The sequence below is a fragment of the Chitinophaga dinghuensis genome (assembly GCF_003259435.1).
In the GTDB taxonomy this organism is placed as follows: domain Bacteria; phylum Bacteroidota; class Bacteroidia; order Chitinophagales; family Chitinophagaceae; genus Chitinophaga; species Chitinophaga dinghuensis.
Genome location: NZ_QLMA01000009.1, coordinates 234360 through 248887, shown reverse-complemented (window position 1 = coordinate 248887; position 14528 = coordinate 234360). Strand labels below are relative to the sequence as shown.

11 protein-coding genes are annotated in these 14528 nt (G+C 45.0%); 4 read left to right on the top strand and 7 right to left on the bottom strand.

Annotated elements, in window-relative coordinates; genetic code table 11:
* Positions 1-428 precede the first annotated feature (428 nt).
* Positions 429-3746: a vitamin B12-dependent ribonucleotide reductase gene (locus tag CLV59_RS24620; RefSeq protein WP_111594758.1), complete on the bottom strand. Its 3318-nt coding sequence runs from the start codon at positions 3744-3746 to the stop codon at positions 429-431.
* Between the two features lie 339 nt (positions 3747-4085).
* Between CLV59_RS24620 and CLV59_RS24615 the strand changes: the two genes are divergently transcribed.
* On the top strand, positions 4086-4847 hold the full coding sequence (locus CLV59_RS24615) for a geranylgeranylglyceryl/heptaprenylglyceryl phosphate synthase (protein ID WP_111594757.1): 762 nt from the start codon (positions 4086-4088) through the stop codon (positions 4845-4847).
* 132 nt (positions 4848-4979) lie between these two features.
* Here the strand turns inward: CLV59_RS24615 and CLV59_RS24610 are convergent, their stop codons facing one another.
* A complete protein-coding gene (locus CLV59_RS24610; RefSeq protein ID WP_111594756.1) occupies positions 4980-5708 on the bottom strand; it encodes a LytR/AlgR family response regulator transcription factor in 729 nt (242 codons plus the stop codon).
* Positions 5709-5812: 104 nt separating this feature from the next.
* Positions 5813-6826 (bottom strand): sensor histidine kinase, encoded by a 1014-nt coding sequence (locus CLV59_RS24605; protein ID WP_111594755.1) that lies wholly within the window; start codon positions 6824-6826, stop codon positions 5813-5815.
* A gap of 254 nt (positions 6827-7080) precedes the next feature.
* On the opposite strand from CLV59_RS24605, the gene dxs reads away from it, so the two are divergent.
* The 3 genes from dxs (at position 7081) to CLV59_RS24590 (ending at position 11384) form a co-directional block, all read left to right on the top strand.
* Entirely contained in the window at positions 7081-9006 is a 1926-nt protein-coding gene (gene dxs, locus CLV59_RS24600) for a 1-deoxy-D-xylulose-5-phosphate synthase (RefSeq protein WP_111594754.1), read from the top strand.
* A gap of 71 nt (positions 9007-9077) precedes the next feature.
* Entirely contained in the window at positions 9078-10124 is a 1047-nt protein-coding gene (locus CLV59_RS24595; RefSeq protein ID WP_111594753.1) for a ferredoxin--NADP reductase, read from the top strand.
* A 72-nt stretch (positions 10125-10196) separates the two neighbouring features.
* Entirely contained in the window at positions 10197-11384 is a 1188-nt protein-coding gene (locus CLV59_RS24590; protein WP_111594752.1) for a PAS domain-containing protein, read from the top strand.
* Here the strand turns inward: CLV59_RS24590 and CLV59_RS24585 are convergent.
* The 4 genes from CLV59_RS24585 to CLV59_RS24570 all read right to left on the bottom strand — a co-directional run bounded on the left by CLV59_RS24585 (position 11365) and on the right by CLV59_RS24570 (position 14480).
* Positions 11365-11742, bottom strand: a complete 378-nt coding sequence (locus tag CLV59_RS24585; RefSeq protein WP_111594751.1) for a hypothetical protein — start codon at positions 11740-11742, stop codon at positions 11365-11367. The genes CLV59_RS24590 and CLV59_RS24585 overlap by 20 nt on opposite strands.
* 157 nt (positions 11743-11899) lie before the next feature.
* Positions 11900-12640 (bottom strand): HAD family hydrolase, encoded by a 741-nt coding sequence (locus CLV59_RS24580; RefSeq protein WP_111594750.1) that lies wholly within the window; start codon positions 12638-12640, stop codon positions 11900-11902.
* 53 nt (positions 12641-12693) lie between these two features.
* Positions 12694-13641 (bottom strand): DUF6528 family protein, encoded by a 948-nt coding sequence (locus tag CLV59_RS24575; protein WP_111594749.1) that lies wholly within the window; start codon positions 13639-13641, stop codon positions 12694-12696.
* Between the two features lie 125 nt (positions 13642-13766).
* The gene (locus CLV59_RS24570; protein ID WP_111594748.1) at positions 13767-14480 is read right to left on the bottom strand and encodes a pirin family protein; all 714 of its coding nucleotides are present in this window, start codon (positions 14478-14480) and stop codon (positions 13767-13769) included.
* Between the last annotated feature and the right edge of the window lie 48 nt (positions 14481-14528).

Here is a 14528-nt window from a genome sequence, read left to right as displayed (position 1 = left end):
GTCATTTACAGTGCATGATGAGTCACGCGGTGTAGGAATATTTGGTTTTTCATAGGACAGTAACCATAATAAAAATTAATACAATAACAAATATAATAAAATTATATCATGACGTTCACGGCACAGTAAATAATGGAAAACCACTAAAAAAGCGAAGTTATATTTCGATTCAACGAAAAAAAGAGGCGAATTTTATATAAAATGAAAATCCCTATCAACCGATAGGATAATCGGAGACAGAGTAGATGGTAAGAAGTGGGTCTAGGATACCTATGTTTTTAAAAAATAAAAGGGCGCCTAGAAAAGCGCCCTCAATTTGTTACTATCCTATGAAAACCCTATTTGAATACAAAGGTAAGGGCATGTTATTTTTCTTTGAAATTTTAGAGCCTAAATAACATATCATTAACAAGAGTTGCAACACCAATTCAGCTACAACCCATGCTGTTACCGCAATTCAGACATTTGTAACAAGTTCCCGAACGTACAGTAATATGCCCGCATACATTACAGGCAGGCGCATCACTTTGCATACTCCGCATGTAATCTTGCGTACTATTTTCACCTTTCTGAACCGCTGCCACAGCCGGCTTCACCACTTTAGGAGCTGAACCAGCACTATTTGCAGCGGCCGTTACCCGAACATTAGATAACGATGGCATCACGCCTGGTACTGACTCCTCATCTTCCTCTCCCGTATTCTCCGGACCATCCAACACATGCACCAAATCCGTCCTGCCCAGATACTCATACCCTAATACCCTGAAAATGAAGTCCACCAATGAAGTAGCCGACTTAATATTCGGATGATCTACCATCCCCGCCGGCTCAAAACGAGTAAACACAAACTTGTCCACAAACTCTTCCAATGGTACCCCATACTGCAATCCAACCGACACAGCAATCGCAAAACAGTTCATTAAACTTCTTAATGTAGATCCTTCCTTCGCCAGATCCACGAATATCTCACCCAGCGTACCATCAGCGTACTCTCCGGTATGCAAATAAATAGCCTGACCACCCACTCTGGCCTTCTGCGTAAATCCACCCCGCTTAGACGGCAACGCTTTACGCTCTACAATCCTCGACAACTGACGCTTCAATGTAGTGTCCTTACTTTCCTGCATCCGCTTATTCACCTCCTCCAGCAACTCTTCCGTACTCAGTTCATTCAGATCAATTAACTGAGAAGCAGTTACCACCTGCACCTCCGATTTCCTCCGCTTTTCACTCTTATTACTCAATGGCTGACTCAGCTTACTGCCATCCCTGTACAATGCACAAGCTTTTAGCCCCAACTGCCAGCTTAACATATAAGCATCTGCAATAGCGGCCACTTCCGCTTCATGTGGTAAATTGATCGTTTTAGAAATAGCCCCTGAAATAAATGGCTGTGTTGCCGCCATCATCCGGATATGCCCATGCGGATGTATGTAACGCTGCCCATGTTTGCCACATTTATTAGCACAATCAAATACCGCCAGATGCTCGTCTTTCAAATATGGCGCACCTTCTACTGTCATAGTACCGCATACATAATCATTCGCTGCATCTATCTCTTCATCCGTAAAACCCAATGCATGCAATAAGCTGAACTCCAAACTGAAATACTCTTCCGGTGTGAATCCTAACCGTTGCAAGCATTCCTCGCCAAGCGTATGCACATTGAATACAAACGCAATATCAAACGATGAAACAACCGCATTATCCAACTTCTTCAGTTCTTCCCCAATAAATCCCTTTTCGCTCAGTGATTGATGATTAATGTAAGGCGCACTGGCAAACGATCCCGTTCCTTTGGCATAGTCTACAATAGCTTTGATTTCGGAAGACGCGTACCCAAGATGGTGAAGGGCCGATGGAATCGACTGATTGATGATCTTAAAGTATCCGCCCCCGGAAAGCTTCTTAAATTTCACCAAGGCAAAATCTGGCTCAACACCAGTAGTGTCACAATCCATTACCAAACCAATTGTCCCTGTAGGTGCGATAACAGTCGTTTGCGCATTTCTGTAACCATACAGCTCTCCCAACTTCACGGCTTCATCCCAGGCCTTCGTAGCGGCTTTTAATAAGTAATCCGGACAATACACCGCATGAATCCCTGCCGGCTTGATTTCGAGCCCCTCATACGCATCTATGGCATCATACGCTGCCGCCCGATGGTTACGCATCACCCGTAACATATCTTCCCGGTTCTCTCCAAACTTCGCAAAAGGTCCCAGATGTGCTGCCAGCTCCGCAGAAGTACGATATGCCACTCCCGTCATAATCGCGGTAATGGCGCCCGCTATTCCCCGGGCTTCTTCACTGTCATACGGGATGCCGCTGACCATCAACATAGAACCCAGATTAGCAAACCCCAACCCCAACGTCCGATAATCAAAACTCAACTGCGCTACCTCTTTGGATGGAAACTGCGCCATCAACACAGAAACTTCCAGTACTACCGTCCATAACCTGACCGTATACTCAAATCCTGCCACATCAAATTTGCTGCTGTTATCATCAAAGAATCTGCGCAAGTTCACAGAAGCCAGATTACAAGCCGTATTATCCAGGAACATATACTCAGAACAAGGATTAGAGGCATTGATACGACCTCCTTTCGGACAAGTATGCCACTCATTGATAGTAGTATCATACTGCGTTCCCGGATCTGCACAACGCCAGGCAGCATAGGCTATCTGATCCCATATTTCCCGCGCTTTCAACGTCTTTACCGGCTTACCGGTAGTACGGGCCACCAACTCCCAATCCCCATCTTCTTCCAACCGATGAAAGAATTTATTAGGAATACGAACAGAATTATTCGAATTCTGTCCGGATACTGTTTTATAAGCTTCGCCCTCATAATCAGAGGAATAACCGGCAGCAATTAATGCCCCCACTTTCTTTTCCTCTTCTACCTTCCAGTTGATGAAATCCATGATTTCCGGATGATCCAGGTCCAGACACACCATCTTGGCTGCTCTCCGGGTAGTGCCGCCGGATTTAATTGCCCCAGCCGCACGGTCTCCAATTTTCAGAAAGCTCATCAACCCGCTACTGGTGCCGCCGCCACTGAGTTTTTCCCCTTCGCCACGGATACGGCTGAAATTGGTACCCACTCCAGATCCATATTTGAAAATGCGCGCTTCCCGCTGCCATAAATCCATAATGCCACCATCATTTACCAGGTCATCATTCACACTCAGAATGAAGCAGGCATGGGGCTGCGGCCGCTCATATGCAGAAGTGGATTTCTCCAGCTTGCCTGTCGATTGCTCCACATAATAATGCCCTTGCGGTTTGCCTTTAATACCATAACTCTCAAACAATCCCGTATTAAACCACTGTGGAGAATTAGGCACACATCCCTGGTTTAGCATGCTAAAGACCAGTTCATCATAAAATACCTGCGCATCTCTTGGCGATGCAAAATAGCCGTACTTCTCACCCCATACTTTCCAACAGTTGGCCATACGATGCACCACCTGCTTCACAGAGGTTTCACGGCCCAAACTACCATCCGCTTGCGGAACGCCCGCTTTCCGGAAATATTTCTGCGCCAATATATCTGTTGCTATTTGCGACCATCCCGAAGGCACCTCCACATTGTTCATCTCGAAAACAATATCGCCTCCAGGATTTCTGATTACAGAAGAACGAAAATCATATTCAAACTGCTCGTAGGGGCTGATGCCGGCCTTGGTAAAATGACGGGAGAACTCAAGTCCGGCCTCTCTGTTTGCTGGATTTTTCATGCTTAATTTTTCTTAGGATTAGACAATTCTGGTTACTGTTACGCGGGTACCACTAAAATAATTTTTTAATTGGGTAGAGTAACGTACTTATTTTGCACAGCTTGTGGATAATTGTACAAACTCTTTGCCGGCTGGATTGTTAATAGAAGAAACCATCCATGTCGATATTTCCGGCTCAAAATTTGTCAGAAAACGACGCATTAGAAATATGTCACTTATAAGGATGTAGTTATCATGAACTTCATGAATAAAAAATGACTGTCATGCATATTTATTTATCAATGTAGGTTATTAACAAAAAAATTATACATTTGCGACAACCGGAACAATGCGCTATTGATGTACAATAAAATATACAATTCGTTCATCGAAAGAAAGGCTAAGAAGGAAAAAGCATTCGCGGTTTTGATTGATCCTGATAAGGTAACCCCTACCGGGATCATTGAACTGGCTGCAAAATGTACAGCTGCCAAAGTAGACTATATCTTCCTTGGTGGCAGCCTTGTTATTACCGATCACCTGGATGAATGTGTTCAACAACTTAAAGCCAGTTGCGATATCCCGGTTATATTATTCCCGGGAAGCCCTTCGCAGGTGTCTCGATATGCAGATGCCCTGCTTTACCTGTCTATGATCTCAGGAAGAAACCCTGAACTGCTGATAGGCCAGCATGTTGTATCTGCGGCTGCTGTTAAGAAAAGCGGCCTGGAAGTTATCTCTACAGGATATATGGTCATTGATGGCGGTGCTCCTACTACTGTTTCCTACATTAGTAATGCAACTCCCATCCCTTCTGACAAAGCTGATATAGCTATGTGTACTGCCATGGCCGGCGAAATGCTGGGCATGAAGGTGATTTATATGGATGCCGGCAGCGGCGCCAGAATCCCTATCACGGAAACTATGATCAGCAGAGTATCCAGCCAGGTAAACGCCCCAATAATTGTGGGCGGCGGTATCCGCGATGCAGAAAAAGCTTACCGCAACTGCAAAGCTGGCGCCGATATCATCGTAGTGGGTAATGCCATCGAAAATGATCTCTCCCTCATCAAAGAACTCGCCGATGCTGTTCACTCCGTGAACGCAGCCGTAAAAGCATAAATCTGATCTAAAACGCGTTGTAATAAAAATGGGCCCCTGCAGAAACAGGGGCCCTAATATTTTTAATAGCAACTTTTACAAGCACGGTCTATGCCGTCATTTTTTACAACACACTTTGTAACATCTATTGATTTAGAGAGACATCATCTCCTTAAATTTCACCGCCTGTCTGCGGCTTACTTCTATTTTCTCACCTCCACGCATCTCCAGTAATAATCCTCCGTTGAAATACGTATCAATCTTCTCAATCATACGCAGGTTTACAATATGCTTACGGTTGGCTCTGAAAAACACCCGCTCATCTAAACGCTCTTCTAAAGCATTTAATGATTTGAGAATCAGTGGCTTGTTGGACTCAAAATACACTCTGGCATAGTTTCCTACACTTTCAAAAAGACGAATCTCCTGCAGTTTTACAAACCAACAGCGATCCCCATCCTTTACAAATACCTGGTCACTTTCAGACAACATAGTACGAACAGCGCCGGTGGCAGCCATACGCTCTTTCTCTTCCTGTTGATGCAACTTGTGAATGGCATCAGCCAGTCGCTTAGGCTCTACCGGCTTCAACAGGTAGTCCAGCGCATTGTACTCAAATGCTTTCAGCGCATGCTCATCATAAGCAGTGGTAAATATTACCTGTGGCATTTTTTCCAACTCCTGCAATAATTCAAAACCCGTCTTATCAGGCATTTGAATATCCAGGAACAAAAGATCAGGATGCAAAGTCTCTATCTTCTCGATACCATCCTTCGCATTTACGGCTTCTCCCACCACCACGATCTCTGGATGGTCTGCAAGCAACTTTTTTAGCTCGCTCCTGGCCAGACGTTCATCATCTATTATCAATGCTTTTTTCATTGGCAATATGAGGTTTGGTTGATGATTAAATCAAGTTAATAAATATAAGAATGCCGTAGCTGGACAGATTCCGGCTACAGCGGTTTAAAGTTATCAGTTTTTTATTACAGCAATGGCATTATTACTCTGGCTTCCACCATCTGTTCATCTTTATTCCTGATCTCAAAAGATGCCCGGTTTCCAAAAAGCAAACTCAACCGCTGACGCGTACTTTCAAGACCAAAACCATGCCCATTCTTCACATTTTCCACAAATTGGCCTGTATTTTCAATCATAATCTCATGCTGTAACCCCTTCAGCCGGGAACATATATGCACATTCCCTCCACTGATGGTCTTGGAAATACCATGCTTGATGGCATTTTCCACTAATGTCTGCAACATCATCGGCGGTACCTGCAAACCCAATGTTTCCGGGTCTATATCGTAGGTAACATTCAATCGCTCCTCAAATCGTATCGTTTCCAATGCCAGATAATCCTTCACAATATTCAACTCCTTCTCCATACTCACCGTTTCTGCCTTCTCCGCCGCCATTGAACTCCTCAAAATGTTAGATAACTCCGTAATTGCTGTCCTGGCCCGCTGTGGATTCTCATCCACCAATGCCCGGATACTATTCAACGCATTGAATATAAAATGTGGATTCAACTGCGCCTTGATCGTCTTTAACTCCAGTTCCTTCACAGTCGCCTGTAAAGTCAACTGATCCAACTTCTCCGAACGGGTAGCCTCTATATAGTGATATAAATAATATATCATCCACCACACCGTCATAATGGAATAACAACTCAACAATGCCCGGAATGGATTGCCAAAGTCAACATCCAATACATACTTGATGATAATAAAAAACCCTACAAACATTAAAGTACTGGACCCCACCACCATCCAAAAGAAAAACATTACCTGCTTTTCAAAAGGATATGCCTGCCAGTTCAACTTATTTACCCACCAACGGAATAAATGCGTGAACAGTACTCCCAATACCATAAAGACAAGGAGGCTGATATAAAAACTTTCAGGTGTGGCTCCTGTAGGTAGCAAAATATTTATCAGGAAATATGAAAACCATCCAACAATCTGGCACCACCAATATCTTGAAATATTCTTAAACATTAATATATGTTAGAATGCTAAGGTATATAACCAAATATACCCTTCTGAGGCCCCTACTGAAACCTAAATGTTACAAAAGGTGCAATGACCGGTTAACTGGTTCAGGTAGCGGGTAGCAAACAATTAAGACGAAATTTTGTAGATCTTCTGTAAATTTAGGAAACTATTAGCTTGATAACAAACCATCAACCAGAACTCCAGATCAACAGCTTTTTTACGTATTTTTGTTCCTTAAATAAACCCTGAGCCTTATTATGAATATTACGGCCGGTCAACTGTTGAGCCAATTAGATAATCCTGCTGACCTTCGCAAGTTAAGCAAGGAACAGCTTCACCAGGTTTGTGAAGAACTGCGTCAATACATTATTGACGTTGTAAGCGTGCATGGTGGCCACTTTGCCGCCAGCCTCGGTGTGGTGGAACTGACAGTGGCATTGCATTATGTTTTTAATACTCCCTACGATCAACTGGTTTGGGACGTCGGCCATCAGGCCTACGGCCATAAAATTCTGACCGGTAGGAGAGACGTATTCCCTACCAACAGGAAATACAAAGGCATCAGCGGATTCCCTAAAAGGGACGAAAGCGAATACGATACTTTCGGTGTAGGACACTCCTCCACCTCAATATCTGCAGCCCTGGGCATGGCCATGGCCTCCCATTATAAAGGAGAATTCGATCGTCAGCATATCGCTGTAATCGGCGATGGCGCCATGACAGCGGGTATGGCCTTCGAAGCCCTCAACCACGCCGGCGTTGCCAATGCAAACGTGCTGATTATCCTCAACGATAACTGCATGTCCATCGACCCTAACGTGGGCGCCCTTAAAGAATATCTGACCGATATCACCACTTCTCCTACCTACAATAAACTCCGCGATGACGTATGGAATCTGCTGGGCAAACTACCGGTAGGTAAGAAATTCACCCGCGAAATGGCCTCCAAACTGGAAGCCAGCCTCAAAGGCGTAGTATCCAAATCCAGTAACCTGTTCGAATCTTTCGGCATGCGCTATTTTGGCCCTATCGATGGCCATAATATCACCAAACTGACTGATACCCTCCAGGATCTCAAAGATATTCCTGGCCCTAAACTGCTCCATATCGTTACCACTAAAGGTAAAGGCTATGCCCTCGCAGAAAAGGACCAAACTACCTGGCACGCTCCAGGACTCTTCGATAAAATCACCGGCGAGATCTTCAAGAAAGTACCTGAAAGACCTCAGCCACCTAAATACCAGGACGTTTTCGGCCATACCATCATCGAACTGGCCGAACAAAACGACAAAATCCTCGGCATTACCCCCGCCATGCCTTCCGGCTCCTCCCTCAAATTCATGATGGAAAAAATGCCGGATCGCGCTTTCGACGTGGGTATCTGTGAGCAACACGCCGTAACCCTCTCCGCCGGCATGGCCACCCAGGGAATGCGCGTGTTCTGTAACATCTACTCTTCCTTCTTCCAACGCGCTTTCGACCAGGCAGTACACGATGTGGCTATCCAGAAATTACCGGTAGTCTTCTGCCTCGACAGAGCAGGACTCGTGGGCGAAGATGGCCCTACACACCACGGTGTGTACGATATCGCTTATATGCGCGGTATCCCTAATGTCATCATCAGTTCCCCGATGAACGAAGAAGAACTCCGTAACCTCATGTATAGCGCACAACTGCCGGAAAATAACCTGCCGTATGTGATCCGCTACCCACGCGGTCAGGGCGTGATGCCTGAATGGCGCACTCCTTTCAAAGCTATACAAACAGGTACCGGCCGTAAACTCCGCGAAGGAAAAGATATCGCTATACTCTCCCTCGGACACCCAGGTAACTTCGTAACGGAAGCCATCAGAGAACTGCTCGCAGATGGTCTCCAGCCAGGTCACTACGATATGCGTTTCGTAAAACCACTGGACGAAACCCTGCTCCACGAAATATTCCAGCAATACGATAAAGTGATCACCGTGGAAGATGGTACCATCACCGGCGGCTTCGGTAGCGCTGTCCTGGAATTCATGGCCCAACATCACTACAAAGCAGATGTCAGAATGCTCGGCGTTCCTGATAAAATCATCGAACATGGCAAACCGGAAGAACTCTTCCGCGAATGTGGTTACGATGCCGCTGGTATCGCCCGCGCTGCCCGCGAAATGCTGAAAGAAAAAATTACCGTTACTGCATAAGTAACAAATGTTCTTTATTATACCAGAGTTACAGGCCCCAACGCCTGTAACTCTTTTTTTACCCACCCATTATGTACCTGGAACTCAAAATCACAGCTATTATCAGGGAAACAGAAGACACCCGCACCTATCTGCTGGAAAATACCCTGCCCGATAAAATCGATTACCAGGCAGGACAGTTTCTTACCTTCCTAATCCAGTTACATCAAATCATCCATCGCCGTTCCTATTCCATCAGTACTACACCCGGACTGGATAACCATCTGGCTGTTACTATCCGACGGAAGGAAAACGGAGAAATATCCCGCCATATCCTCCATTCCTGGCAAGTAGGGGATATCGTTACCGCCCTGGAACCCTCCGGACGCTTCACTCCAGGCCCCGCCTCCTCCCAGCCAAGAGATATCTTCCTCCTGGCCGCCGGAAGCGGCATCACGCCTGTCTATGCCATCCTGCGCCATTTCCTGCATACCGAACCCAGCGCCGATATTAAACTGATATACAGCAATTCCGCTCCAGACCGAACCATCTTTCTGCAACAAATCCAGGAGCTGGAAAAACAATATCCAGCGCGATTGAAAGTCATCTACCTATACAGCAATGACCCGGATTCCATGCACACATTTCGCCGGCTAAGCAATATCCTGCTGGAAATGCTGGTCAAACAACATCTCCGCTATCAGGCTGCCGATACGCAATTCTTCCTCTGCGGCCCACCGGATTATATGCGTATGATCGTCCTTACCCTGACGTTTATTGGCTTCCGTGAAGATCAGCTCCACAAAGAGAATTTCGTGGTAAATACAGCCGCTAAAATTGAAAAAACAGGCACTCCGGAAGATGTCACTCCTAAACAACTCACCATACAATTACAAGGACAAGAAATCACCCTGAAGGTACCAGGAAACGAACCCATCCTGCATGCTGCATTAGCCCAGGGAATCGCACTTCCTTATAGCTGCAAAGGAGGCGTATGCGGCTCCTGTACCGTCGTATGCAAACAAGGGAAAGTTTGGATGTCTGTCAATGAAGTACTCACAGACCGCGACCTGCAACAAGGACTGGTATTGACTTGTACCGGCTATATCACAGATGGGCCTGCTATTATCGAAGTATAAATCATAGGTTCAGCCTGATATTAATTTTTTTCTGCTCACCAATTTTTTCCGAAAAATTGAGGAACTTCAGGAATGCGAAAGGCTCCTCTCAAAATCGTTCATATATGCCTGTTGACCATTGTGGCAAGCATAAACGGATACTTCCTTCTTGCACCCAATACAGGTATACAATTTCTTACAGCAGATGTACAATATCTGTTGTTCTGTGGCGAATTGCTGCTGATAGCTGCAATCATTCTTCTCATTGTCCAAACAGTTCGGAAAAATAACAGCTCCCTTCAGTATGAACGCCTGTTCTACGATCATCCCATTCCCATGTGGATCTATGAAAAGAGTACGCTTCGCTTTCTCTCTGTCAATAACGCCGCCGTTACCCAATATGGCTTCTCCAGAAAAGAATTTCTGCAACTAACGTTAAAGGATATACGCAAAAAGGAAGAAATACCCTACCTGATGGATAATGTCCGGGAACGTTGCAACGGCGTAGAATATCGTGGCATCTGGAAACACAGGCGGAAAAATGGCGTCAACTTCTTTGTGGAAATATACGCCCACTCAGTTTCCTATCGGGGAAAAGAAGCCAGATTCATTATGGCTAAGGATGTGGATAGTCAGGTAAGAGCTGCCAGGAAAGCCAGTGAAGAAGGCGTAAGGTATGAACTCCTCGCACAAGCGACCAATGATGCAGTGTATGACAGAAATCTGTTAACTGGCGCGGTCGCCTGGAATCACGGCCTGTCCAGCATCTTCCATTACAGCAATGATAAATTCACAGAGGTCCTCCAATGGTGGAAAAATAATATTCATCCGGAAGATCGTCACGCAGTAATCGCCTCACTGGATAACGCCACCTTCGCACACCGCCATTACTGGTCGGCCGAGTACAGATTCAGATGCGCCGATGGCCAGTACAAATATGTTACTGACAGGGCTAATATTTCCTATGAAGGAGGAGATGCCGTTCGGATGATTGGTATGATGCAAGATATAGATCATCATATCCGCCAGGCTAAACGACTGGAAGAACAGAACCGGACATTAAAGGAAATCACATGGATCAACTCCCATGAAATACGCAGACCCGTTGTCTCTATCCTCAGTATCGCACAACTGTTCGACCTGGAGAATAAAGATATACGCTTCAATTCCCAACTGATGGAATGGCTACATCAGTCCACCATTCAGCTGGATGAAATCATTCATAAAATTGAATCAAAAGCCCGCGCAATCAATGAAGGCGCTAACCATGAGCAGACATGAACTGATTGAATTCGCTTTTTAATTCCGTATATAACTTCTGGAAAGTTTCCATTCGCCCATTCATCGAGGTGTAGTCTTCTACAGGGCGGTCATCATGGTCTACAAAGGACGGAGCGTCCGTTAATTTTTTTGCACATTGCTTAATGTCGTGGAACATTTCATCTGCCACCTCTCTTTGGCGCAGGATACGGTTTTCAAAGTGTTCCACTCTCGTCATCACCTCCCTGGGCGCTTTACTCAGGGCGATTTGCTCGAGCCTTTCCCGCATCAATGTTACTTCTTCTTTTACTTCTCTTACTTCTTCCTTCCAGGAATTGATCTGCTCATGCAGATCTGTTGGTTGTGTGCTGGTATCCATGGTGTGTTAATTTAAATGATGATTAAAATAAACATCATAAACTAAGCTATCGTCAATATCCAAATAACAGATTACACCAGACTATTGTTATATTTTAACGTAACGTTCTTCTAAGGTACGGACTTTATGCTTACAGATTGGATTACATCAAATCACACTATCTTAATCCCACATTATCAATTAGTGAAGCAAATGCATGATGTTTTTCCATCGCTTCAAGTATCCCTCCGGCCCCGATTCTGCTGGCCTGCAGCACATGTCGCATTACGGCCGTCTGCGCAAGCAATTCTTCTTCCGCACCGCCTACTACTACGCCCTGCAATCCAGTTTCGTACATGGCCAGATCATTCATGGAATCGCCGGCTACTAATACTTGCTCCTGTGATGTACCCAACACCTCCAGCAGCTTTAACAGCGTATACCCTTTGTTTACGCCTCCTGGCAATACATCCAGGTATTTACCCGCCGATAACATCAGATCACAGGAGAAAGAGGCTGCCACTGTTTGTGCAGCAGGAATATCTGTTTGTGCGTCGTAATAATAAGAGCAGCGGTATTGTTGTTGCGCTTCCTGATGTAACAGACCAGCTACAGTTTTTAACTTCTCACGTACCTGTTCACCAGGCCATTTGGCTGCTATGCCCGACTGTATGGGTTCTACAGGCATCATAGTCGGGAAGTGCGTAATGGTAGCGCCTACATCACAGATGATATATTCAGGCCTTGGTAAAGCCGTGTCTTCCAATAATCCCAACACACTTCGTATACCCCTGCCCGTTACAAATACCAATCGTACATCAGGCGATTCTTTGATAAGTTGATATAAAGAAGTTTTATCTGCGTCTGTTCCTCCTAAAAAAGTTCCATCAAGATCTGTTGCCAACAGCATAGGTTCCATCGTTAGTCCGGTATGAAGTTAGCCAAAATCAGGGAAACCAGCATACAGTATGATTATTTGCAGGTATGAAAATCAAATCCATCAGGATTACTGAAAGTATCAGGCAATACCCATCTTGCTTTGTATATCTTCCAACCTTTATGTTGAAAAACGGTCTTGGCGCCAGCATCCAGCACTTCGTCCGTCCACCAGGATTCTTTAGGCCGGATGACAATAGTGGGAAAGCCAGCGGGTCCAGAAGATACACTTTTGATATTATCCTGTAATACGCGGTCTGCTGGTGTCAATTTCTTGCGATTCACATCAAAGTAATACACATTGCTGGCATTCGTCAGCCAGAGTCGTTTCTCACCGTATACCGGGACAAGATCATGTCCTTCATTCCCTGGCATCGCAATGGTCGTATCTGTCACCAAATCAGGCGCAGCGCAATTATGGTTATAACGAAAGGCATGTATAGACGACATTCCCACAGACCACAGTTTGTTATTCCCGGGGTCCCAAACCACATTATGGCCAAATTCAATAGGCACCTGTTTCGTATAAACGCCATCAGGGAAATGTGTTGTATCGGTTCTGAAAACTGTCAGGAAATTACCGGTACTGGAAGCGCTTACAATATTGCCATCTGGCAGCAACTCAGCAGAGTGCGTATTGCCACCTGCATAGGCGTAAAAGACTACTTTTTTGTCAGCAATCCGAATCAATGCCACACCGCCTCCGGATGCGGTCATCAATACATAACGGCGGTTATAGACTACCTTGGCTTCACTTGGATTACTAAACCATTTCACGTGATCCGACTGCACGTTGGAGCGATCGGGTCTCCACTCCCAAATCACCTTACCGGAATGGACATCTGCGATGACGATTCTATGCTGTGATTGCTCTGCAATAACGATACATTTATCGCAGGATTCCACACGGGGATGCTTATCGCCGGCTTTAGACAAAACTGTTAACAGTAAAAAGAAGACGGAAAACAGGGAGATACGTTTCATCAGTAAGGATCATTTAAGCTAAGGTTACAATTTTTTCCCGGAAAATAAAATGCAGTTGCATTAAAAAAGGGTGACAGGATTGCTACCTATCACCCTTCGAATAATGGGTTAGTATATAGTTCGAATTATTGCAACATCGGAACATCTATTAACAAAAACTCTGCCGATTTGTTTACTTCAATCTCTATTTGCTCATAATCCGAAATACCTATCGCATCTTTGGATTGTAAAATATCATCGCCCACCTTTGCTTCTCCGCTGATAAGAAACAGGTAACTGCCTATACCAGGCTGTTTCGGAGAAATGGTAAACCGTTGTCCGGCATCATAATTCCCCAGTGAAAACCAGGCGTCCTGGTTCAACCAGAGTTGCCCTTCTTTTTGTTCCGGTGAAACTACTACCTGCATTTTGTTATGACGATCTGCCGGATTAAATGCCTGTTGATCGTAGCGAGGTTGTACATTTCTATATTTCGGGAAAATCCAGATCTGAAGGAAGTTTACATCTTCCGTTTTGCTGGCATTGAATTCAGAGTGAACGATACCAGTACCAGCACTCATTACCTGAATCTCGTTATGTTCTATTGTTTTATCCCTGCCAGTATTGTCTTTGTGTGCAAGGGCGCCATTCAGGACGATGGAGACAATTTCCATGTTATCGTGCGGGTGAGCGCCGAAACCCATTCCGCCTTTCACCCAATCGTCGTTGAGTACGCGAAGTGCGCCGAAATGAAGCATATCAGCATTATAGTAATTAGCAAAGCTAAAGGTATGATGTGATTTCAGCCAACCATGATCTGCAAATCCTCTGTCTGCTCCGCGATGTATAATCTTTTTCATAATTACTCCTTTTTAACAGTACAAATATCGCACATCTGCAAAGGGTAG